This is a genomic window from Novosphingobium fuchskuhlense, assembly GCF_001519075.1.
GTDB classification, from domain to species: domain Bacteria; phylum Pseudomonadota; class Alphaproteobacteria; order Sphingomonadales; family Sphingomonadaceae; genus Novosphingobium; species Novosphingobium fuchskuhlense.
The window spans coordinates 1-23,145 of the sequence record NZ_KQ954246.1 but is presented as its reverse complement, the minus strand read 5'-3'; the positions used below and the strand labels follow the sequence as shown (position 1 = coordinate 23,145).

At 59.0% G+C, this 23,145-nt stretch carries 14 protein-coding genes; 4 read left to right on the top strand and 10 right to left on the bottom strand.

All coding sequences use genetic code 11. The features are described 5' to 3' along the window. Positions 1–8: 8 nt before the first annotated feature. Genes AQZ52_RS14070 through AQZ52_RS14055 form a run of 4 tightly spaced genes read right to left on the bottom strand, consistent with a single transcriptional unit; the run spans position 9 to position 11,445 of the window. Positions 9–2,816, bottom strand: coding sequence for a DUF1156 domain-containing protein (locus AQZ52_RS14070; protein ID WP_067912288.1), 2,808 nt, complete (start codon positions 2,814–2,816; stop codon positions 9–11). After that, the gene (locus AQZ52_RS14065; protein WP_067912285.1) at positions 2,800–7,044 is read right to left on the bottom strand and encodes a sacsin N-terminal ATP-binding-like domain-containing protein; all 4,245 of its coding nucleotides are present in this window, start codon (positions 7,042–7,044) and stop codon (positions 2,800–2,802) included. The genes AQZ52_RS14070 and AQZ52_RS14065 overlap by 17 nt, the downstream gene beginning before the upstream one ends. After that, positions 7,041–10,544 carry a protein NO VEIN domain-containing protein gene (locus AQZ52_RS14060; protein WP_067912282.1) on the bottom strand — a complete coding sequence of 1,168 codons (3,504 nt, stop codon included), beginning with the start codon at positions 10,542–10,544 and terminating at the stop codon, positions 7,041–7,043. The genes AQZ52_RS14065 and AQZ52_RS14060 overlap by 4 nt, the downstream gene beginning before the upstream one ends. 22 nt (positions 10,545–10,566) lie before the next feature. Continuing rightward, positions 10,567–11,445, bottom strand: a complete 879-nt coding sequence (locus AQZ52_RS14055) for a BrxR family helix-turn-helix transcriptional regulator (protein ID WP_067912280.1) — start codon at positions 11,443–11,445, stop codon at positions 10,567–10,569. 87 nt (positions 11,446–11,532) lie between these two features. Here AQZ52_RS14055 and AQZ52_RS14050 point away from each other — a divergent pair, with 87 nt between their 5' ends. From AQZ52_RS14050 to AQZ52_RS14035, 4 genes are read left to right on the top strand one after another with little or no spacing between them, the layout of a single operon-like run. Next, on the top strand, positions 11,533–11,769 hold the full coding sequence (locus tag AQZ52_RS14050) for a DUF2188 domain-containing protein (protein ID WP_067912277.1): 237 nt from the start codon (positions 11,533–11,535) through the stop codon (positions 11,767–11,769). 20 nt (positions 11,770–11,789) lie between these two features. Then, positions 11,790–12,779 (top strand): CBASS cGAMP-activated phospholipase, encoded by a 990-nt coding sequence (locus AQZ52_RS14045; protein ID WP_067913952.1) that lies wholly within the window; start codon positions 11,790–11,792, stop codon positions 12,777–12,779. Positions 12,780–12,783: 4 nt separating this feature from the next. Then, positions 12,784–14,034 (top strand): nucleotidyltransferase domain-containing protein, encoded by a 1,251-nt coding sequence (locus AQZ52_RS14040; RefSeq protein WP_067912274.1) that lies wholly within the window; start codon positions 12,784–12,786, stop codon positions 14,032–14,034. Between the two features lie 12 nt (positions 14,035–14,046). Continuing rightward, a complete protein-coding gene (locus tag AQZ52_RS14035) occupies positions 14,047–14,691 on the top strand; it encodes a hypothetical protein (protein WP_067912272.1) in 645 nt (214 codons plus the stop codon). 24 nt (positions 14,692–14,715) lie between these two features. On the opposite strand, the gene AQZ52_RS14030 is transcribed toward AQZ52_RS14035, so the two are convergent. From AQZ52_RS14030 to AQZ52_RS14005, 6 genes are all read right to left on the bottom strand, one after another. After that, the gene (locus tag AQZ52_RS14030) at positions 14,716–15,249 is read right to left on the bottom strand and encodes an RES family NAD+ phosphorylase (RefSeq protein ID WP_205626497.1); all 534 of its coding nucleotides are present in this window, start codon (positions 15,247–15,249) and stop codon (positions 14,716–14,718) included. Continuing rightward, positions 15,246–15,608, bottom strand: coding sequence for an antitoxin Xre/MbcA/ParS toxin-binding domain-containing protein (locus AQZ52_RS14025; protein WP_169793750.1), 363 nt, complete (start codon positions 15,606–15,608; stop codon positions 15,246–15,248). Before AQZ52_RS14025 ends, AQZ52_RS14030 begins: the two co-directional genes overlap by 4 nt. A gap of 93 nt (positions 15,609–15,701) precedes the next feature. Further along, entirely contained in the window at positions 15,702–16,229 is a 528-nt protein-coding gene (locus AQZ52_RS14020) for a hypothetical protein (protein ID WP_240481664.1), read from the bottom strand. Then, the gene (locus tag AQZ52_RS14015) at positions 16,226–17,674 is read right to left on the bottom strand and encodes a peptidase M16 family protein (RefSeq protein WP_067912261.1); all 1,449 of its coding nucleotides are present in this window, start codon (positions 17,672–17,674) and stop codon (positions 16,226–16,228) included. Before AQZ52_RS14015 ends, AQZ52_RS14020 begins: the two co-directional genes overlap by 4 nt. Before the next feature lie 8 nt (positions 17,675–17,682). Then, the gene (gene mobF / locus AQZ52_RS14010) at positions 17,683–20,682 is read right to left on the bottom strand and encodes a MobF family relaxase (RefSeq protein WP_067912258.1); all 3,000 of its coding nucleotides are present in this window, start codon (positions 20,680–20,682) and stop codon (positions 17,683–17,685) included. 3 nt (positions 20,683–20,685) lie between these two features. Further along, entirely contained in the window at positions 20,686–23,109 is a 2,424-nt protein-coding gene (locus AQZ52_RS14005; protein WP_067912254.1) for a type IV secretion system DNA-binding domain-containing protein, read from the bottom strand. Positions 23,110–23,145 lie beyond the last annotated feature (36 nt).

Here is a 23,145-nt window from a genome sequence, read left to right as displayed (position 1 = left end):
AAATCCCTTTAAACGTCGAGGCGCATCTGGCCGTCACGCCGCGTATCGTGGACAGTGGCAGCCTGCCGCGTCAGTTCAGTCCAGTCCGCAATCAGCGCGTTGTAAGCGGTTGCCTCCTTGGCATCTTTCCGCTTGTTCGCGCTGATGTCGTAGAGGCAGTAAGCGAGGTCTTTGACCGCTTCAGCCTGATTGCCAATTTTCTTCAGAAGAATCGCAGAATCGTGCGAAAGGCCATCTCGTTCGTGCACCTTAACCAAATGCTGTAGGCACTCCCAAATCGTCAGGTGGCTATCCGTTTCAGGTTCCCAGTCCTCATCTAACTCCTCGCGTTTGAGAATGCGGACTTTTCCTGCAGCACTTTCGACGATGCCGGCGTGCTTGACACTTTCAACGGAAATGCCGCGGGCGCGTGCGAGATTGTCAGCCACCCCGTAGTCGCCCTTGCCGTTTCCATTCTGCTCGAACCAAGTGATCGCAAAGCGTGTATCCGCATCAAATTCGCCTTGAATGCCACCGAGATACTCATCGAGCTCTCGATTAATCAGCTGAAGTGCTGTCTTCACTGCCATTGGCCTGTCGTCCGATTCTAGTACCGCCTTGTAGCGGGAGAAGACCCCCATACCGGGTCCAATCGACGATTGCGGCATATCAGCTGGAGCAATGTTAGCGGCTTGCAGTTCAGCGATTGCAGGGGGCAGCTCTCTCTTTAGCGCTCGTATAAATTCCGCGCGTGTAATAATCTCAGCCGTAAGTTCCTTCTTTCGGCAAACCAAAACGACAGAGTTGGCGAGCGCATTTGAGCCCGAAGCTCGCGTTCGATTTGCGAGTTCAGTTCTGACTGGCCAAGTACCAACGACGGCGAAGCCTGCTTCAAAAACTGCCTGCAAAAACGTTGCCCAGCCCGTTGAGCTAATACCCTCGAGAGCGACTTCGCTTTGCTTAAACGCATAGTAGATTGTGACCGGAAATCCGCTACGTGCCTGCGTCGCCATTTTTGCCATGGCATGCCGCATCCCATTTAAAAAGAAGCTCTCGGCTGCCTCACGTCCGCCCTGACGGTAAGGAGCCGCAATTAATTCCTCACCCTTTGGAGCCGAAATGTAATTGAATTCGTCCGGAAAAATATCTTTGAGAGATGGTTTCATCCAGCAATAAAAGAAGTCAGACAGATCCGAATATCCTATGTTGTCATAGTAAGGCGGATCAGTCGAAATCACCTTTCCTTCACCTATATCCTGCGTTTGAGCATCCCGTTGAACGAGTGTGCCGTTTTCTCCGGAAGGCAAGGCTACAATTACTCGGACAATCCAATCCAATGAGACAAGAAAATTTCCTGAAGAAGATGAGAATGGATTACCTTCGGCATAATCCCATACAATTGGGAGCGCCTGCCTTGAGAATACGTGACCAACCCCCAAGTTCTTAGGGTCAGAGCGCCAAGTGCACAAATTTGACCAATAATCGGCTGATTTGCTAATCCCGAATGCGAGATATAGAGCAATAGCTTCAGAATATGCTGTTGCTCCACTGCCGCCGCTCCGAAGACTGGCATTACTATCCGAAATGTGACTGGATTGTGCATCAGCCAATATTACGCTGCGGACCTCGGTGACCAACTTGCAAAATGTGTCTAAGGCTACCAATTGCCTATCAGTGAACAAGTCGCCGAATGTAGCCATCCCATAGTCTGGCGGCGTGAATGCGCGCCTATCCTCAGATATTTTTTCGATCGGGCGATACGTTGGCTGCGCCGATTGAGCTATTTGCGTCTGCAATTCATCAGGAGGTAGAAAAATCCGCCCACCGCGCCCCTCTGCAGCGATCGCAATCAGCTGCGAACCTAGTCCAGTCTCAGCCACTTTTCTAATGTATTCGGTAGTAATAGCAGCTCCTGAAAGAACACACCTAAAATTCGATCCACGTCCGACTTTCGTGCCTTCTTTAGCTTTCTGAATGTCTTCATCAGTGCCACGCTCCCTAATCTGGTAGGTAATTTGACGACTGGTACGATCAACAATCGGTTCGATCCATGCCATCTTCCCTTGCTTCGTGCTCAACATAAATGTTGAGGCAATCGGGACCTGAATATCTGCGAAAGCCGGATCCGGACTGGGTACGGTCCGCGCCCAAATCCATGCAATGACGGTCGCTTTGCCCCCACCATGATCCTTCGGTAGGTCTGCTTGCGGATAAAGATGCCCTATGCGTTCCCTCGCTTTTTCTCGCATCCATTCGCCGTAGTATCTCACATCCTCTGCAAGCCCTTCGGCGTTTCGATAAAACTGACGATCATTTGCGCCAGGGTGGATGGGGGCTTGGTCTTTGAATTTTGGCGGGATTTCAATCATCGCCTTACCGATCATCACCGCTACGGGGTTTAAGTCTGATCCATACGCCGGAAGTCCAAGCCTCTGTGCTTCAAGAGGGATTGACCCACCCCCCGAAAATGGATCGTAGACAGGCGGCAGCTCACCGCCGCAGCTATTTCGAATTTCAGTCTTGGCTTCTTCTAACACTTCCTCATTGGTTGAGTTTTCCCATTTCACCAGCTTCTCGATAATTGCGAACAGCCGCTTGCGCTCAACCTCCTGATCCTCATGTGTCGGAAACTTGTCGGGATGGCTGGACGGATCGTCTACGAGCTGCGCAAACAATACAGCACGACATGCCGCCAATGGTCGCCGCGCCCACCACAGATGTAGCGTGGAGGGATGCCCATGGCGGATCGACTTCTCCCGCGCCGATGCCTCATTGATAGCCTCCAGCGGAATTGCCACCTCGATGAGCTTCTTTTTGTATCTATTTGTCGAGGTCATAAACCAGCCTGTATGTTGCAGGGTGAATGGTAATTTCGCCGCCGTCGCGCAGTGCGCACAAGCGAGCGCCTGTCATTTCGACAGGATCACCCTCAGTGTTGACGAGAATGAACGAGTATGAGTCCGGCTTTTGATCAAGCAGCCCCCAAACATCTGCCTCGATCTGAAGCGGTTCACGCTCCAGGCAGTGTTCCTTGGGAAGGTAGTGGGCCAATACATCTCCACCAGCGGAGCGTCGTTCCCAAGGGAACCGTCCGCCGTGAACTCGGGCGATCCAACTACCATCCTGATGGTAGAAGCGATCTTCCCCGTCCGCTTTGTAGCCGAGAGACAGTGCGTAGCGTGCAATTACGCTTGGGCGTAACGGCTTCGCTGGTGGACGCGGACGGCTGACCGTGTCTGGCTCCAGTGCTCCAACGCTAGCGCCTGTGGGCAACGGATCGGCTTCCGGCGGGGGTACAGCACCGTCGGCTTCAGACAATTCCTGATCATTTGTCGTCGGGAGCTCGCCGAGCTGTGGCGCAGCCTTCTCGGCAAAATCGGATTGAACTTCCTCGGTATCGCTGTGGGCAGGCTCGCCAGAAATCGCAGATTCAATCGCAAGATCGTGCTTCGATGGCTCAGGGCCTAGTGTGAAGTTTTCTTCGAGATAGTCTTTGATGTCCTCGGGCGACCGCTCAAACGCGTAGGCCAGCGCGGCGCGAATGTCTGCGCTCAAGCTCCTGCCGATCTCCTCCGGGACCCGTTTCGCAAGTTTTGCCTTTGAAAGCGGACTGACAAACAGCTTGCCGTCGAGCCAAAGGATGTCCGTGAGGCGAGCCGTTCCGGCAGGAATGCTATCGAGATAGGGAATGACTTCCAACTTCGGCGCTGCGATCCAATCCGTCATCGCAATGTCGGCTGCAATTCCGCGCACACGCTCCGTTTCGGCGGAATCTGACAGCTCAATCCTTGCCAATTGGGTTCCAAATGCCGTGAGCCACACACGCCGATCTGCCAGACTCGGGATCATAGGTGGCTGATTGAAGCGCTCCTCGACGAGATCTGAAAGTGCCTGCAATGAAGAGAATGGCGGGTTGCGCACCATATCGGCTGATAATTGACGGAAATCAGCGGTCTTGCGCTTCACCCAGTCGTGAAGGTGACCATAGGTGAACAGGCTTTGCATGCTCAGCCCGTACGCCAGCGTGTCGATTGCAACCCACTCGCCCGCGAGGTTCACCCAATTGCCGCACTCTTCCCAAATGCGGTTCGGATAACGCGATATCAGTGTCCGGACGCGACGTGCGTCGTCCGTCGAGAGTGCTTTGCCGGGTGTCAGGCTGCCGAGCCATTGGAGCGCAAGATCTGCAGAGGGCCGCTCGGCGACTCCGACTCGGCGCCACAGGCTGAGATCCAGCACTGAGGCGCGAATGATCGCGGCTCCAGGTACATCCTCTTCATCGCCAGCCAGGAAGGCGCTGCCCGATGTCACCCAGGTCCCGTCATGTGACAGGATCAGCTTCTCTGTCCCAAACGCATCTTTGATGCTCTGCGCGTCGGCAGTCGAAGCACCATTGAACATCTGGTCGAGACGGCGATACCATTTTTCTACCTCGTGAGCTGGCGCTCTTTCCGACTTTGCCAGAGCGCGCACCCGATCAAGCAGGCGCCCTGGACCGCTCGGCGAGCTTCGGACCCCGAGTATATCCAGGAGTGGTCGCGTTGTTTCGCGATCGAGCAAGCCATGAACGAATGACTCAACATCGAGTAATGACTCCGTTTCTGGGGTACGCCTGAGCAAATCTATTGGCTTTTGGACATAGCCACGTGTGTCGCGCAGGCACGGCAATTCGCGAAGTCGAACGGCCCACATAGGCAAAACATCCCGGCGAAGGACAGTTCGTTGATGCCCGTTGGAAGCCTCCTCAATGACGCGAGCAGACACCTTTGAGGACCAAAATTCGCTCTTTTCCGCAAACAGCCGCTCGGCGACAGCGACCCATATCGTGGGATCGTCCTTTGCGAGACTGTCCCAATATGCCCAAACGTCTGACGCAAAATCCCAGTCGTAAATGTAGAACCAGGGATCCTTGTAACGGATGTCGAATGCCCCAGCGAAGCCGCGGTTCTTCAGTTCGTCGTCGAGCGCACGCCGTCTTCCAGAAAGGGTGCGCACCTCAACGAGGGGAGGAAATGATTTGAGCCCCGCCTTGCCCGTCGAAACCCACTGGAGCCAGTCCTCCTTAGAACAGGATGTGAACCCTGAATGATAGCTTGGATGTAGTATCTGCGTTTGCTTCAGCGCAGGAGGCAGGAGGTCATCGAGCGCACCATTTTCATCAAACAAAATCGTGTTCGAGATCGCGCGAAGCTTGAGGTCAGCGCAGGCAAAGCGGAATGCGCCGCCAACCGTCGCGCCCAACTTGGCAGCGATTTGGGCAAGCTGAATACATTCGGCCAGTTTGATTCCGCTTGATCCAAAAAAATCGTCTGCCACTCGCTCGAGAACAGCGTTGACGTCGCTGGTCTCGTCGAGTCCGATCTCCTCTAGAACCGCAAATGCGGCTTCGACGCCAACTTGCCGTTCGTCAAACCCTTCTCCCTTTTCTCTGCGCTGATCCGCAATGAAGCGGGTCCAGTTCTGATTCAGAACAATCAAATGCCCCGCGAGAAACTCCCAATCTTCATCTGATTGGAGCAGCTTTTTCTCCCCAAGCCGCACGACCTCGGATGCAGAATACAGGACTTCCTTGCCTTGGACTGGAACGATTCGAAGGGCATCAGCATCTCGGCACTGCCAGCTTGTCACCTCGGGCGCGATATACGCCCATAGGTTGAGCAAATGCCGCCAAGTGGAAGGACGTGGTAGATGGCTTTTTCGGAGGCGGCCAAGGAGATCGCTCTTCGAGAACTCCGTTATCATGTTCCAATGGATCAGCTTGGTTCGATCAGCGAGAGAAACGTGCTGGCACAATGGAGGTCGGGATTCTTCATCCAGCAGAGCCATGGCTTGCTCGGCCGGCCAAATGTCGAAAATCGGCAGCGGAATTACGATAGCTGCGCCGGGCGCAGCCAATTGCCCTTCTTCCGTGAGCAGGATCGGCCGATCCTGAATCGCATCCGCAAACGCCAGTTCAACAATCGCCCCGCAGGATCCTTCAAGAGAGCTCGCTTCTCGATCGACGTCAGGAAGCAGGCCATAGGCAGCCGCCCGATCGAGAGTGCCGGGATTGGACTGTTCTAGCCACTCGAACATGGCTCTCGCCGCCAAATCACCGGTTCTCTTTAGGAGCCAGCGGTTTGTAGGCGATGTCTCCGGATCCTTGATCTTTAAACGTGCGGGATCTTGGATGAAGGGAGCGTTGCATGCGAAAGGGAGAAGCGTTTCAACGCCCGTGGGTAGCACGACATAAAGCCTCCCCTTCGCGCCCAAAACAATCTCGACTCGGCAAGGCGGAAAGTCGCCACCATCCTCTGCGCCCAGCAACCGCTCCTTGCGAATTTCATCGAGCGCGTCTGCTGGAAAAGCCTCGTGAGCGGACCGCACCAGCAGGAAGGCATCATCCCCCTTGTTGTCCAACGACATCCATTCGCTGTCAGCGACGGGGCCAGGACCAAGGCTTTGCCAATGGACCTCTTGCTCGCCAATCTGGAGGCGCCGGATTTGCTTGAAAAAGAGCAGAGAAACAGGGCTTTTTAGCCATTCATCTAGGTTTTTTTCAACTTCGCGGCGGAGAAGTGGATTTGCGATCTGCACTTCGACCCTGGTGACGCCCTGCTTGGGCAGCTCATCGTCAATCCAAAGCGGTTCCGTGAAGCGGCTGCGCTCGAAAGCGACCGCCAGTGTGGGGGTGAATAGTTCAACCCGATCACCCAAACTGAACGTGCTCTTGAAACCGATGCCACGAAATCCGATAGTGTGCAGCGCTCGCTTGTTTGAGTATCCGAACCGGCAGATCGAAGCGAAGTGAGCTTCGACAAAATCTTCGCCATTGTGCTGGAACACAAAGCGATCACTTTCAATCCAAACGCGTGCCTCGGTAGCCCCCGCGTCGTCTGCGTTCTGAAGCAGCTCGGATAGTATATGGCGGGGACTCTGGACCTGCTTGAAAAGTTGGTGCCACGGCCCAGCAAGCTCGGGATCGGCCTCAAGCTGATCCCATCGCTTAGAAGCTCGCTCCCTGATCGAATGGAAGTAGTCTGGCGGTCTCTTTTTGGCCGAATCGGAATGCTGCAGTGTACTCATGACGGCGCGCGCGCCCGTTCAAGAAGGCGGCGTAAGTCGAACTGAATTGCAGTCTCCAGGAATGATGGCTCTCGTTCCGTGAGCGAGCCTCGAATATAGCGCGGCTCATGCGCGAAACCGCCATTAACCGAGACTACTGCTAGGATGAATTTGTCCGGCTCATGCAAGGACGTAATGATTTCCTGCCTGGTGATCATCACAGTATCTGCGCCATCAATCCGGCCTTTGACCTCAATGAAGCGTAAGTGCCCTGTGCCCGGATCGTGCGAAGCGATGTCATAACCGATTTTCTGCGCCGAAACGTCGACCGGGGCATTACCGAGCGCACGCTCCGACGCCATGACGGCTTCCATCGCTGCGAGTTCGATTGCGCGGCGCGCTGCAGGGTCTTCAGAAAAACGGTTAGGCATCGCGGGAGCCAGGCGCTCCTCCAGCAAGCCACGCGGGATAACGACCATGCCGCCGCGGACCCGAGGTGGCTGCGACGAAATGAACCGTTCCTTTTCCAGCTGGTCCATCCGACGTTTTTGGCGCTCCGCTAGGTCCTCGGCACGGCGCTGGGCATTCTGCCAATTTAGGCGGGTCTTTTTGCCAGCCTTCTCCTCTTCCTTGAGTTCAAAGGCGCGCGAGTCCCAGTAGTTGATTTCCTTCTTGAGCCGGGCACGCACCTCCCTCTCAACTTTCTCGATTTCCGGTATCCGCCGAGCCTTCACCTCGGCGACATGGCCTTGGGCCAACTCGACCGTGGCGAATCGAATGGCGACCTTTTCAAGCTCGGTTGTCAACCAATCCTCGTCGAGCAAATCGCGAACGACATCGATTTCGTCGGGAGTTGCTGGCCGAAGGTTGAGGTGGGGGGCAATGCCTGCGCTGACGGCGTGACCCGCCTTGTCGATCGCGGCGAACTGAAGCCGCTGCGAAATCACATGAGGCTTGCCGACACTGGTCGTTCGACCATCCTGAATGCTGTGCTCGAGCAGGAAAATCGCGGAGAGCGAATTGCCAGCCTCGGTATCATCGACGAGGATTGCACCCTGCCGCATGATTTGGTCATATTGTTCCCTGATCAGACTTATGACCGCCTCAAGCAATGGATGCCCGGGGCAGACGAACGCCGCAACTGGCTGTTGGTTGATCTTGCTCTTCTCAAAGCAAATGCGCTCATACTGCTTCTGAACGGGAGCTGCCGTGCCAATTTGACGATCTCGCTCACGAATTCGGACCGGCACATGAGTGATCTCCCATCTACCCTCCTCACGGCGCTGAATTCGGCCGCCAAGGTGCTGGAAGGCCTCAACAAAAAAGCTCTGAATATGATGCGGTTGAAGTCGCAGCGCTTCAGCTCGCTCCATATCGAGTCGAAGCTCGTCAACCTTTGCCGCTGGCATCGTGTCATTGGTGAGCGCCCGGCGGCGTAACAGTTCGAGCAGGTGCCCTTGATCGACAGCGCCATCAACCTGTTGAAACAGGCGCGCCTTTACATCCTCTTGCTCGCCATACTGGATGGCCTCAAACAAGAGGTCTTTTAGCGCCGTACCTTCAAATAGCTCGCCCAGCACGTCATAGACGCGCCCCCCGAGCGCTTCGCGGGCAGCTTCTAACTTCTCAAGTAGGCGAGCATAGACTTCGCCCTCGCGCGTGTCTGCGGCTACTAGGTTCCACAGGTGGCACACCTCCGTCTGACCGATCCGGTGGATGCGGCCGAACCGCTGCTCGATCTTGTTGGGGTTCCAAGGCAAATCGTAATTGACCATCAGATGGCCGCGCTGGAGGTTCACACCCTCACCGGCTGCATCATTGGCGATCAGGACCAGCATGTCCTTGTCTTGCATGAAGCGTTCGACCACCTTGCGGCGTTCTTCACGCGACACGCCGCCATGTATGACATCGACAGCGTCAGGGTTGCCAAGACGGGCACGTACCTTGTCCAATAGGTAGTGGAGTGTGTCCTTTGGTTCGGTGAAGATTATTAGTTTGCGACGATTCCCAGCAGAATCGACCATCAAATCATCGTCAAGAATCCGGTTGAGTTGCGTCCACTTGGTATCAACGCCCGAGCGTAGGACACTCAGAGCCATCGACTCCAAGCCTTTGAGCGTGTCGACTTCAAGCGCCAGCTGCTCGACCGTCTCCGCAGTCGTAGCGCCGGTTGAGATTAGCTCTTCAAGTTCGTCGATCTCCTCCTGTCCATATTCTTCGATATTGCGCAGCATGTCGGGATTGATCTTGGGTGCATCGGCCCCTGCGCGGCGCCCCCTCGAAGCGAGGCGTGCTTCGGCCAGCTCATTCTCCAGGCGTTCGCGGCGGCGCTTCAATGACTGATAAATTGCCGCCGGCGACGAGGCGAGACGGCGTTGGAGGATCTGCAGTGCGAAACCGATGTTATTGCGCTTCTTCCCGTCGCCCTCGGCAAATCGCTGCACGCGGTTCATCTCGGTGCGCACATATTCGGTCACCGCGGTGTAAAGAGCGGCCTCACCCTCGGACAGCTGGTACTTCACGGTCCGCGCACGGCGCTCAGGGAAGAGTGGCCGCCCGTCAAACTTGAGCAGCTCTTCCTTGGTCAAGCGCCGCATCATGTCGGCCGTGTCGGCGTAGTGAACGCCGTCGCGGAAGCGCCCTTCAAAGCGGTCGCCGTCGAGCAACGCCATGAACAGCTGGAAGTCCTCTTCCTTACCGTTATGCGGAGTTGCCGACATGAGCAGCAGATGGCGGCAAGCCTGCCCAAGCTTCTGCCCCACCTGATAGCGCCGGGTATATTTGACCTCGCCACCGAAATAGGTGGCCGACATGCGATGGGCTTCGTCGCAGATAATGAGATCCCATTCGCGGGCGCTCATGAGCTTGTCCTGAAGCTCTTCATTACGTGCCAGAACGTCGAGCCGGACGATCAGTCGATCGCGATCACTAAATGGGTTCCCCGACCGCGAATTCTCGATCATGTCGCGGCTGAGAATGTCGAATTCCAGATTGAACTTCTGGCCCAACTCATCCTGCCACTGCTCGACCAGGCTGCCCGGGGCGACGACGAGGCAGCGCTCGAGATCGCTCCGCGCGATCAATTCCTTGATCAATAGCCCGGCCATGATCGTCTTGCCGGCGCCCGGATCGTCCGCCAGCAGGAAGCGCAGTGGCTGGCGAGGCAGCATCTCGCCGTAAACCGCGGAAATCTGATGCGGCAGCGGATCGACCAGACTGGTGTGGATGGCGAGATAGGGATCGAAATAATGGGCCAGCTTGATCCGGTTTGCCTCGGTTACCAGACGCAGGAGCGCGCCATCGGCATCGAACGACCAAGGTCGCCCGTTCTGCTCGACTTCGAGGCGATGTTCATCGTCCCGGTAAAGGACTGCTTCGGCGACCGTGCCGTTGTGATCGCGGTAGACGACATTGATCGCCTGATCGCCAATCCAGTCAATAGACAGAACCTGCGCCGACTGAGCAGAGGCAATACCCCGCACAGATGCGCCGTTCTTGATGTCCTCAAGCTTCGCCCCCATTACTTGGCACTTTCCCAAAATGTCATAGCCGCAGCTCCGCCTTCTCAAGCGCAGCCTCTGTTTCCTTGCGGTTTATCGCAACAATATGTTGAGTGCGAGCACTCTGCCTTGCTGCATCCCCAAGCAAGCCAAGTCGCTTGAGGACATAAAACAGCATCGCATAGCGAACGCTGAGCACACCGTTGCCGTCTTCGAGCCCGTAATCCTTGGCCACGACCTTTTTCTGACTGTCGGTCAGGTCCGGATGAGGCCCGATCTGGACATCAAAATAGTTGTTCCAGAGCCAGTCTTGATCACCGGTCGAGCCAGGCTTGTCCTTGTCTCCCACCTCAAGAATACGAGGCAGGAGGAAGTCTTTGAACTTGTGCTCAAGGTGGCAAAAGCCGCGCACGTGCCAGCGGAAGCCATCGTGACCGAACGCGTGGGGTGTCATGCGACGCCAAATCGGTTCGGGCCGCACCGCATTCATGGACTGGTAAAAAACCTCAATCGACGCGCCTTCACGCACCGCATCAAGAACCTTGCGCAGGACTTCGATATCAACGCCGCGCTTCGGCGTCAGCGCAACGTCAGCGCTAGGCAGGTTGGCAATCCACGACTCGCGGGATGATACAGCGCCTTCGGCTACCGACCGCAATTGCGAGAGGTAAACGTAGGGGTCGGGATCAAGGAAGCGCAGCATGAACTTTTCGGCGGCGACGTAGCGCTTACCGCGCTTGTCATACTCCATGTTTCCCGGGGCTCGCTCTTGATAGAGCGAAAGGTCCTTTGACGCCTGGGGCACCGAGACAGCGAAGTAATCCACGATGTCCGCGCGGTTGATAGTCCCCTCCCAGAACAGGCGGAACTCAATAAATTCAAGCCTCTGCTCGATTCCCCAGCGCACTCGATCGCCCTTCATGAGAGTAGAAACTATACGCACTTGACAAAAGTCACGTATAGTTTCTACTCTCATGGTGTTGGTGAGTCAACGGCAAAGGAGATTCTCATGGCCGACCGATACGTAACGAAACATGCAAAGGGCTGGGCCGTGCAGGCTCCCGGCGGCGAACGCGCAAGCAGCGTGCACACCACCCAGAAAGCTGCCGAACAGGCGGCCAAACAGACGGTGCGCAATCTGGGTGGCGGCGAGGTTCGTATCCAGGGGCGCGATGGCCGCTGGCGCGACTCGGACACCGTCGCACCAGGGAACGATCCCTGCCCGCCCAAGGACAAGAAGCACTGACAATGGCGAGTGAGCCGATCATGCCCGTGCCCGCGGAAAAGTCGGTGAAGCGGATACTGACCATCGACGGTGGCGGTATCCGCGGCACGTTTCCGGCCGCATTCCTTGCGAACCTTGAACAGGATCTTGGCGAGCCGATTGGCCGCTATTTTGACCTGATCTCCGGCACTTCAACCGGCGGCATCATCGCGATAGGTCTCGCGCTCGGCTTACGCGCCGCCGATATTCTGAAACTATACGAGGAGCAGGGGCCGGCGATCTTCGCGCAAACGCGCGGTGGTTTCGGCGGCTGGATTGATCGCCACCTGCACACCGGCCGGTGGCTGTTCTGGGGGCCGAAGTACAGCACGCAGCCCTTGCGCGACGCCTTGCACGGTGTGCTGGGCGATCGCACCCTTGGCGAAGCCCAGACGCGTCTTGTCATTCCGGCCTGGCATCCGCAGACGCAAGGCGTCTACATCTTCAAGACCGCACACCATCCCCGCCTGAGGACCGATTACAAGGAACTCGCCATTGACGCGGCCTTGGCTACCGCCGCCGCACCCAGCTACTTCGCCCAGCATGTTACGGCCAATGATGTCGGGCTCGCAGATGGCGGAATGTGGGCCAACAATCCGACCGGCATCGCGGTGGTTGAAACGATAGCGACGCTCGGTTGGGCGGCGGACCAGATCCGCGTCCTGAGCATCGGCTGTCTCGATGATATCAAGCTGGTTCGCGAAGCCTACGGCGCTGCGCGCCTCGCGCCGCAGATGGCCAGCATGTTTATGGCAGGCCAATCTCACGGGTCGCTCGGTATTGCCCAGATCCTGACCGGCGACCCTCACGATCGCAAGGCGATCTACCGTGTGTCTCAGCCCGTACCCGACGGCTTTTACTCGCTCGACGATACCCGTCGCATTCGCAGTCTGAAGGATCGCGCTTTCACTGAAGCGCGCATCCAGAAGCCCATACTCCATCCGCAATTCTTTGGCGCGCCAGCCGAGGAATTCGTGCCGCATTACAGGTGATGCCATGACTATCTACGACAAGAATCTCGCCACGTCGCACGACGACATCCTCGAAAAAATTGCCGAAGCGCTCGACATTCCGCCATCCAAGTTCGAGGAAGCTCGCAACCGATACCACGCCATCGGTAACTGGCTCGATCGCCCTGAATCCGAAATTGCGCAGTTCAACCCCGCCATTTCGCCGCAGGGTTCCTTCCTGCTTGGCACTGTGACACGCCCCTTCACCGACGCCGAAGAATATGACGTCGACCTCATCTGTCGCCTCGAAGCCACCAAGGCCGACTTCACCCAGAAGGGCCTGAAAGAGGCAGTGGGCCGCGAGGTCGCGTTGTATGCTGAGGCCCACGGCATGGCCGATCCTGATGAGGGGCGGCGCTGCTGGACGTTAAACTACGCAGCAGGCGCGCAGTTTCACATGGACATCCTGCCCGCTCTGCCCGACGCCCAGCGCTATCAGGGTGTCCTGCTCGAAAAGGGCTTCCGGGCCTTGGCGAGCGACACGGGTCTCACCGGGCAAGCCATCGCGATCACCGACAACACGCATCCGCACTACGAATTGGCGTCCACCAACTGGCCACTCAGCAACCCTTCCGGGTATGCGGCCTGGTTCCGGAACCGCATGAAAGTGCGGCTCGATGAGGCCAAGCTGGCGTTTGCCAAGCGGGCGCATATTTCCGCCAGCGTCGACCAGATCCCCGACCACAAAGTGAAGACACCGCTTCAGCGTGCCATCCAGCTGCTCAAACGGCACCGCGACTGCATGTTCGTCGGCGACTGCGAGTTTCGGCCTATCTCGATCATCATCACGACGCTGGCCGCCCACGCCTACAACGAGGAGCCCACAATTGCCGGTGCGTTGCAGAGCATCCTGACCAGCATGGACCACCATTTCGAGTATCATGATGGCATCGCTTGGGTCGCGAACCCGGTCAACCCGAGCGAGAACTTCGCCGACAAATGGGTGGGCGTGCCCAAGAAACGCGAGAATTTCGTCAAGTGGCTTGAGCAGGCCCGCCGCGATTTCGGCCTCTACCTGCGCGCCAGCAAGTTCGACGAAATGCCGACAGAGCTGCGCAAAAATCTCGGGGAAGATTTCGTCGATCGCATGATGAAGGCGGCGACTCCCGCCTCAGCCCTTGGCATGCCCGCCGTTTCGGCAAGCGCTGCCAGCGCCGACGACCTGCGGCGTGCCGAACGGGCCATCCACCAAATCCACCAGACGGGCTCGCAGTCAAAGCCCTGGGCAAAGGCATAGGATCACCGCCCCTTGCTCTCGCTCGATGCGGTAAAGGCGGCGATTGCCTTCGACCAGCCCAAACTGTCGGCCCGCCTGGACGGCGCGAACATCCTGATCGAAGGCAGCTATCTGGTGGTCGAAGGGGCGCCAGCGGCGGCTTCTGGCCCAATCACTGAATTCGCCATCCGCATGGAGGTGAACCCTCGTTACCCACATCTTGAGCCCAAAGTGTTCGAGGTGGAAAGCCGGATACCACGCAATCCCGATCGGCATATCAATGGCGATGGCGACTGCTGTGTCACGGTGTGGGAGCATTGGCTCGCCACATCCGCAGACCATTCGATCGCCAGCTTTCTAAACGGCCCGCTCAACGAATATTTCCTCGGCCAGTTTTGGTTCGAGAAGACCGGGAAATGGCCGTTTGGCGAACGGCCGCACGGCGCACCCGGGATGGAGGAAGCTTATGCCGACGCGCTGGGTATCGCCAATCGGCGAGACGTTCTGATCTACCATCTCCGGTTGTTGTCCCAGGCATGGCCGAAGGGACATTGGGCCTGCCCGTGCGGCAGCGGCAAAATTATCCGGCACTGCCACCGCAAAGACTTGATGGGCCTTCACAGCAGAATCCCGCCGCACATCGCCAAAAAAATGTTGCGTCGGCTCATGGCAAACTGATGCCTCAGCCGACGTTCTGCTATCTCACTTCCAGGACCGATCATCCTTCGGCAGCCGGCCATGATCATCGACCACGCAGACCTTGTACGGAGCGTCCTTCCCCCACTTCCAAAAGACCAGGTTGCGGTCGTACGGCCCGGCGTGGTCAGCGAAACTTGGGATTATGACGCCAGCGGCGCCGCCGGCGATCAATCGGTCGGCGAGCTGCCAAGTGGGTGGGGTCTCTCCGCGATCGGCCATATCCTCCCATGGACAGGCAAGATCGCCGGGGTCGATGCCTAACGCATCTATCGCCGCGTTTGACGTCAGATCCACCACGCCGTCGCAATGCACTTCATAACCACACATGGTCATCGGCTGCGCCTTGAACGGAAAACCCTGCTGGGCTTCAAGCCAGGCAGTCTCCATGCGCAGAGCAGTATACAGAGCTGCTGTTCCAGGACGATTGAAACGCCCGCCATGGCGACTTGCGCCCAAACCGGATTCAGGATCGTAGGCCCATCGGGGATGGTGCGCGCGGTAGACGAAACCTGTGAACGTGATCGATGGCAGGCTCAAGCAAAGCCGCCCTCAGCAATCCTGCTTAGGTAGCGCTTGACGGCCTCGCCGCGGCCAGCATGTACCAGATCTTCCGCAGTCTGGTCCCCGAACGACGGCAGGGGCTGCGAGCGATACCAGGCAAAAGCGGCTAGCTCCGAACCTGCCCAAGGAATGACGCGATTGATGATCTCGAGGACATCGCGCAAGCGCCGCTGCGTCGCGACAGAAGCGACGCGGCTTTGCTTCGAAACCGAATCGCGCGAAAGCCCCAGTGCCGAAGCCAGCTCAGTCTTGGTGATCTTCAGACGGCCGGATACGATGTCCGGCGACACGGTTCCGGTCTGTCCGACCATATCCACTAGAAACGCCGAAGCCATCATTGCCTCACTAATTGCCTTCAATTAGGGGCAATATACGCGACATTGGCCAAAAATCAAGTCTGATGCCTACGGCAGAATGGCTCACCGCCTTCAATCGCTGCCGGTCCGACCAAAGTGGAAGCGAGCAAGGTTTTGCGGCGTCGCATAGCGGCGATACGCCTCTATCCAGTTGCCTGCGATCTCCTTTTGCGCGGTCCGAAGCGTTACCTCATGGCGGCAAACCAGACGCCACAGCACGAATTCCAGAGCGTCCTTGTCGGTGGCATTCATGGCCCCCGTCCACGGCTCCAACCAGAGATTGCGCTGGTCGGCGGGCGCCCCGCCGAGCGCAAGCGGAATGAGGTGATCGAGCTCATATCCGGCAAACCTCTCGCCCGAGTGTTCGGCACGCATCAGCTGCCGCTTGATCCGACCGGTGACGCTATACGGCGGCCTCACTGATCGCGCATATCCTGAAACACATATGGTCGTGTCGATGGTCTCGGGTGTCACCGCCGGATTCACAGCGCCAGGCACGCTCGGCATGTTCGGCGATCGATTTGCTGGGCTCGCAAGGACGCTGCTCGCGCCAAACACACCGCTGATAAGGCCACAAAGGGCCAGCGCGAGAAATCTCATTTGAGCCTTCCTTCGTTTGCGGCAGGACCGGCGCTATTGCTCACCACTATTATGGGAGCAATGCCTCGGCAAAGTCGTCGGAAAACTGCCGCCACCGCACGCCTGTCGACACGCTGGTCCCCAGCTTCGGCTCCCAGAGCCTGGGCAGTTCCCTCATCCCGCAACACCACACCGAGGCGCTGCGCCCACCAATCGTTGCTCTCCACCTCCGCGCGATGCTCGGCCGTGACGATCTGCCGGGCGTGAGCCAGTTCAGCGGCGGTGAACCGTCCGAACGCGAAACGCTTCAAGATGCTGGTCGAGAAGTCGCGGATCTGAGGGACCGCCATACCGGGCCCGCTGAACACGATGCCGAGATAGCCCCCGCCCTTGATGTCGGCAGGCGCAACGGCGCGAGCAACAGGCGGAGATGCCACCGTTGAAGCTGGGAATATGGATTGCGCCAGCCTCGCCTCTATCATTGCAGCCGCTACGCGCGCTGGCCGATCATCGCGGCGCCCACTGCGATAGTTCGGCAATGTCCAATAGAGGCCAAGCCGGACAGGACTTGCAGCGCTGGCATTCACGAAATCCATGGACCGCATTCCAGACATCGGCATCGCGATTGACGGGATGCTTCGGCTTTCGACCGGTCGCGCCCCACCGGCAGCCAAGGTTGCCGCCACTGCCCGGATGGCTGCATCGACCTCGATATCTCCGACAATGGCGATGTCTGGCGCCATTGCGAGCGACCGCTCGAGGAGCGCCGGCATTTCGGCACCAGTGGTAGCCTCGATTTCCCTTTGCTCCGGCAGTTCCTGGTACCGCGAGCCGTACAGGGTGCGCTGAACGGCGCGCGTGAACAGCGCGGCGGTATCGCCTTCGATCTGCATTCCCATCATCTGCCCAACGCTGGCGATCTTCGTAGCCATGTCGGATCGAAACCCCGGTTCACGGGCATACGCCGTCAGAAGTGCCAGTTCGGCTTCCAATTCGCCGGACGGAACTTCACCTTGCAGCCGGAAGGCGCTGGCCGCCGGCACGAGGGTCACATTGACTGGGTGCCCGGAGCGTTGCTGCCACGCATCAAGATCCGAGTACGACATTTGGTGAGTGCCGCCGACGGGAAACAGCGTCGTCGCCCAAACGGCATGAACCAAATTCTCCGGAACCCCTGACCGACCTGCACCGAATGAGGCGACGACAGATACTTGGCCCGGCGAAAATCGCGTTGGCTTGACGATCAACCGTGCGCCCGTGCTGAACATGACGATGGTCGCGCCAAGCCGCGGGTTGTTCTGGCTCGCCACCACCAGGGCTGGAGCGCCAAACCGGTCATGGGGAAAGCTGGCAGTAGACGCCAACTGGGCTGATGACTGAGCCGACGCAGGCGGTGTGGTGAGCAGCGGCGCCATGCCAAATGCGAGCGCGAGCGAAACGGCAAGGACAGCGGGAGGTCTTTTCATGCTGGGGCTCACAATCCGAGTTCAATGGTTTTTTCGGGGACATGGGTGAGTTGCGGACTCGGTGCCTGGCCATGCTTCTCCGGGTCGACCCGCAGTGATGCTGGATCGATGGCGAAGGGATCGGCGCTGGCGGAACTCTTGGTCGAGCCGTCGCGTTGCGCCGCAGCGTTGGCCGAGCGTTCGACCACCTTCTCACCGATCTGTTCCAGCGCACTGGTCTTGTCGCCTGGATTTGCCTCGATGGCGCGGAGCAGCTGGTCCCGGTCGTTGGTGAAGATCGTGATGTCGTCCCGCACGCGCGTCGCCATGACGTGGGTGAGACGCTGATTGGACAGCTGCCGCTCGCCTGAATGCATGACCCCGATGCCGTGGTCGCTGGTCATGCCCTGCGCCTGGTGCATGTTGATCGCGTAGGCGAGGCCCAAGCGGCTGAGCATGCGATCGCCGGGCGCAAGCAATATGTTCACACCTTCACTTGTGCGCACCTCCACACCCTCACGCGTGATCGCAAGGATCTGCGCCTCGGCCGAATTGTAGAGCCCGCGCGCCTTGTCGTTGGCCGTCCATCGGATGCGCTCGCCCTCGTGGATGCGAATGGTCTCCCGCGCCGAAAGCGTCAGAGCCTCGCGCTGGTCATTGGGATCGAGGCGATCAGGCCGGAAGCTGTGCTTGCGACCATTGTCGTCGCGCAAGACAACGCGACCAGTGGGTGTGACATCGACCACCCGATAATGCCCATGCTCAAGCCCGGCCGGACGAGAACCGCCGATCACATCGACAAGCTGGCCTGGTCGATAGGTTCGCGCATAGCGAAGCTCCTCGCGGGTGACGTGGACGGTCTCAATGCGCGAAAGCGCCTGGCCCTCGCCGCGCAGTACACCCTCGGATTTTAGTCCGTCCTGCACCATTTCATTGAGAATCGCCCGGGTCTCGCGGCCCGATGCATAGAGCGCTGTCCGACCGCGATCTTCGGCCGATAGTTCGAGCCATTTGCGCGCAGCCGCCTCGCGATAGTCGAGCCCCGCGCTTACAACGCGCTCGCCCAGAACGCGGAAAGCCCCGGGAAATTGACCGACCCGGGACAAAGCCGCCACCGCCTTCATGTGCTCGGTCCGCTGGCGGAGGCTGACATCCATCCGGGCCATGGTCGGGCGGTGAGACTGCACAAGGCTGAACGCCTTACCCGCATCGATGGGCTGCAGCTGGGCGCGGTCGCCGATCATCACCAGACGGTTGATCCCAAGGCGGTTTGCAATTCCGACGAGGTCGTTCATCTGTTTGTTGGCGACGAGCGATGCTTCATCGAGGACCAGGACTGTGTTCTTGAGGATCGCGCGGGAAGCCTCAAATTCCTCGCCCTTACCGGCATTGGCGCCGCGCAGATGCTCATGTACGAAAGACGAGAGTGTCTGGGCCGGGATGCCAGCCTCATCTCGCAGCATGGTGACCATCTTGTTGGCCTGGGCAAGCCCGAGCACCTGCCTGCCCTCTGGCTTCAGCGCATCGGCCATTGCAGAAATCAGGGTGGTCTTACCTGCCCCGGCGACGCCCTGGATGACAACGACACGATCCCCGCTCGATAGCGCCAGGATCCCGGCCTCCAACTGTTCCTGCCCCAACGGCCGCGCTGCACCTTCAGGTTGGAGCCGCTGGGCCGCAATGTCAGATGCCAGCAACTCACCGCCAAAGCCGCGGCCTGCATCAATCTCGGCCAACAAGAGCCGTTCTTCCGCGATATGCTCAGGGGTGGTGACATGGGTGATCGTGCCATCGCTGCGCGCGGATTTCCCAAAGATCAGCTGGCCCGTGTCGGCCAGTTGCCGAACCCGTTCTTCGACGAGGTCGATGGTGACGCCCGGAAGGCCGAGGTCGAGCGCGGTTCGCGAAACCTCGTGGATCGGAAAGGCGGCTTCACGTTGACCGAGGATGCGAATGGCGGATGCCACCGCCATTTCGGCACCTAGGCGCTCGTGCGACATACCAAGCCGGCCAATCCCGTTGGTCACCAAGGGATCGTTTGGACGGATCCAATCGCGCAACTGTCGAGCCAACTCGCCCGCCGATGACAGCAACTGCCGCGCCGCTTCAAAACCAGGACGGTGCGGAGAAGCACCGCCAACCCGTTCCTCTGCCGACGCCACAACAGCCTTGCCGTCGAACCCCAACCCCGCTGCCCGCTCCCGCCACTCCGCGCGCAAAGCTTCACGGTCTTCGAGATTGATCTTGTCGTCACGTGTCCGCTTGGTAATCTCGCGAAGCAAGGCCGGACGGTCTGCACCTCGCCCCAGTTCGGCGGCCTTGGCGAGGATATCCTCGCGGCGCTGGCTGAACTGCCGAATGACGGATGTGGCGACGCCCTCGATCTCGAACTGACCGTGCTTACCGGATAGTTCGGTGCGGTAGCCGAGCGCCTCAATGCGGGTGCGGAGTGCCGCATGATAGACGCTGCCGATGATCGAGTTGTTCTTCCACAATTGATCATTGTGAACCGCCTGCCACCGCTCACCGACCTTGGTGAGATTGGCGATGACGACGTGGAGATGCGCTTGGGGATCGAGCTTTCGGCTCGTGTCGTGCTGGAAGATGGCATAAGCTAGATTGCCGGTCCTGACGGGATCGCCCTTCGGATTGTCAGCATACGTGCGGCCTTCCGCGAAATGCTTCTCGACCCAGGCCATCGTCTCGCGCACGGACAGCATGTGGGCGGAGAGCAGACGTTCATCGCCCGCGACATAGGCAAGGATGCTGGCGGACTTGGGCATTGAGAAGGTCAGGTCGAGCCCGGCGCGGCGGCGCTCGGGATCACCGACCTGTTCGCCATCGGGCAGCTTGCCCTTGAGCAGATTTTCAAAGGTCGCCTTGTCAACTTCGCCCGCTAGGCCAAGTTCGGCGGCGCCCACTCCTCCCCAAGCGCTTACTTCGCTGGCATGCTCGCCGGCATAGTAATCGTCCTTGGCGAAATAGGTGGCCGCACCGCCTGCGGACCTGACCGGAGCAACGGACAACATTAGCTACATCCCCATATCCATCCCGTCGTCGAGACCGGCGGGAGGTTGAGGATCGTCGTGCGTCGGGGCGCCGTGGCGTCGCGCCCCGCGCTCGGTCGGATCGGCGAAAGCCTGCCCGGTGCGTTCTTCGATAGTGATCTGCTGCTCTCGCCGCGCCGTTCCATTGGCAGCGTCCGATGGTTTCAACCCTGTCTGCTGCTCGCCCTGGACTTTGGTGCGTTCCTGAGCATCCCTGATGGCGGACCGATGCTGCCGCAGGCTAGCCTTCCAAACATCGTCATTCGGCGCGATTGCTGGTGCGTCATCGTCGGCGCGGCGCGCAATCTCGCCCTCGGCACCCTTTGGCTGATCGAACTGGAGAATGCCCTGGACGGCCGGGTGTGAAGTGGCGTCGGCGTCGGGCGGCACGACCGCATTGGCGAGTGCGTCGGCAGCGGGGGGTTCTTTGCCCTCATGCATGGTCGTCGTGGGCAGCGAGCCGCCATCATCGCCTTCACCGTCCTGCTCCGGAGCGACATAGGACGCCATCTGCATGTCGGACTTGCGCTGGAAGGGAGCGGCAACCGGCGGGTATTCGGTCCAGTTGAGCTTGATCCGTGCTGCCGGGAATCCTTCGGGAAACTTCACATAGCCGTGGAGTGACGGCAGGTTCATTATGTCATCGGGGATGACAAGCGGCTTGACCTCGGTGCGAGGCGTGATGGTCGCGGCATCGCGCGAACGGCTCGCGCCAATCGAATAAGCCTCGTCGGTCTCGCGCACTTCCCGAAAGCCGATAAAGTTCGAGCAGACCTCAGCGGTATTCTTGTCGGCGGTCGCGAGAATCAGCTTGGTCCGTGCCAGCGACGCGAGATTGATCGCGCCTTCCTCGCCATAGGTCTCGGCCAGCTTGTCGAAGCTGTGCATGCCAAGCACGAAGGCACCGCCAAAGCCACGGGCCGTCTGAAGGCCGTGTTCGATGGCAGGCAAACGATGCAGCGCATGCACCTCGTCGAACAGGTACCACATGCGCAAGTTGCGGGTGCGCGGCAGCCCCATCAGCGCGTTGACCGCCAGGTCCATCCAGAGGGTTAGCAGTGCACGGTTGAGCGTGAGATCGGTGTGGGTCGAGGTGATGAACAGGATCGAACCCGGGACCGGGGTTTCTTGAACCCAGCGGCGGATCGAAAATGGCGGCGGCCCACCGGGCACAGGATCGGGAAGGAATCGGATTGCCTGGGCATTGGTGTTGAAGACGGCACGGATCGATTCCGCCATTCGCGCAGCCTCTACGGCTGTCAGTGGGCTGGCGATAGTGTTGGCGAGCTTGCGGTGGACGGCCTTGAGGTCGGCCTCCATTAGATGGTGCGAGATCGCCCCGTTCGAGGTCTCGCCGATGCTGGCAAGCTTGATGCACATTTCCACGAACAGCGTGCGCGCGGCCATTGCCCAGAATGGCTCGGCGTTGCCGCCATCGCTTGGAATGAGCGCGGCGGCGGCCGAGATGTAGTCGGCGTAGTTCTGGCAATCGTTGAAGATCGTCCAGGGCGGGCAGCGTTCATCCATCGGATTGAGGATGTGATCGGTGGCGGGACGATAGAAGGCTTCGACAAAGGCGCCGGTCAGATCGAACACGACGCAGCGCTGCCCCCGCTCGCGCGCCTCGACGACAAGGTTCCGCAACTGCGTGGTCTTGCCAGCACCGGTCGTGCCGATCAGCATCGCGTGGGTCTGTTCGAGACGCCAGGGATAGGACACCCCGGCAATCGTATAAGGGACGTGGAGCCCGAGCGCCGTTCGAGCCGGGATAGGAAGTTTGGCGACTGCCAGTGGATCAAGGTCAGGATGGGCCTCGGCCAATTCTTGCCCAAACTCGTTGTCGTTGTGCGCGCCGATCTCGCCGATCAACACGTCGCTGGTGACGAGCATCGCACCGCGCTCGTGACGCTCCTTGAGGATGTCCGTGCCGATCTGCTGCGACAGCTTGACGAACCAGGTCGCCAGCGGACTGGTGAGGAAGGCGGCGGCGGCCATGGCGACGAGGATACAGCGAACGAACTTGGTCCAGGCCCAGGCCACGTCCGGATAGTCCAGCACATCGCCGATCGCCATCGGCAGCACGGTGTTGTCCGGGAGTGTGAGATTGACGACATGGGTCGCATCGAGATCGACCAGACTCCAGAAGTCCGCGAACAGCCGCATTTCGATCAGCTGCACTTCGTGCTCGTGCATGAGGAAGGCAAGCAGGAGGATCAGGAACAGGCTGAAGCTGATGAGGGCGGCAAGGATCGGCCAGCGCAGCCCCTCCATCATCATCATGTAGCGCAGGCGAATGAGCTGCGATCCGCGGGTGAAGGCCCCGACGTTGCGCACGACCTCGCCCCGCGCGGACTGGTGCTCGACAGCGACTGGTCGGCGGTCGAAGCGGATGTCATCCTTCCGAGGCATGGAACTTCTTCAGGTGCTCGACGGCAAGATCGAGGG

Bases quoted from the DNA above. Each gene is read 5' to 3' on its own strand.
- AQZ52_RS14020 (WP_240481664.1), bottom strand. From the start codon at position 16,229: ATGAGATTTCTCGCGCTGGCCCTTTGTGGCCTTATCAGCGGTGTGTTT.
- AQZ52_RS14065 (WP_067912285.1), bottom strand. From the start codon at position 7,044: ATGAGTACACTGCAGCATTCCGATTCGGCCAAAAAGAGACCGCCAGAC.
- AQZ52_RS14025 (WP_169793750.1), bottom strand. From the start codon at position 15,608: ATGGCTTCGGCGTTTCTAGTGGATATGGTCGGACAGACCGGAACCGTG.
- AQZ52_RS14060 (WP_067912282.1), bottom strand. From the start codon at position 10,544: ATGGGGGCGAAGCTTGAGGACATCAAGAACGGCGCATCTGTGCGGGGT.
- AQZ52_RS14015 (WP_067912261.1), bottom strand. From the start codon at position 17,674: ATGAAAAGACCTCCCGCTGTCCTTGCCGTTTCGCTCGCGCTCGCATTT.
- AQZ52_RS14070 (WP_067912288.1), bottom strand. From the start codon at position 2,816: ATGACCTCGACAAATAGATACAAAAAGAAGCTCATCGAGGTGGCAATT.
- AQZ52_RS14005 (WP_067912254.1), bottom strand. From the start codon at position 23,109: ATGCCTCGGAAGGATGACATCCGCTTCGACCGCCGACCAGTCGCTGTC.
- AQZ52_RS14055 (WP_067912280.1), bottom strand. From the start codon at position 11,445: ATGAAGGGCGATCGAGTGCGCTGGGGAATCGAGCAGAGGCTTGAATTT.
- AQZ52_RS14040 (WP_067912274.1), top strand. From the start codon at position 12,784: ATGACTATCTACGACAAGAATCTCGCCACGTCGCACGACGACATCCTC.
- mobF (WP_067912258.1), bottom strand. From the start codon at position 20,682: ATGTTGTCCGTTGCTCCGGTCAGGTCCGCAGGCGGTGCGGCCACCTAT.
- AQZ52_RS14045 (WP_067913952.1), top strand. From the start codon at position 11,790: ATGCCCGTGCCCGCGGAAAAGTCGGTGAAGCGGATACTGACCATCGAC.
- AQZ52_RS14050 (WP_067912277.1), top strand. From the start codon at position 11,533: ATGGCCGACCGATACGTAACGAAACATGCAAAGGGCTGGGCCGTGCAG.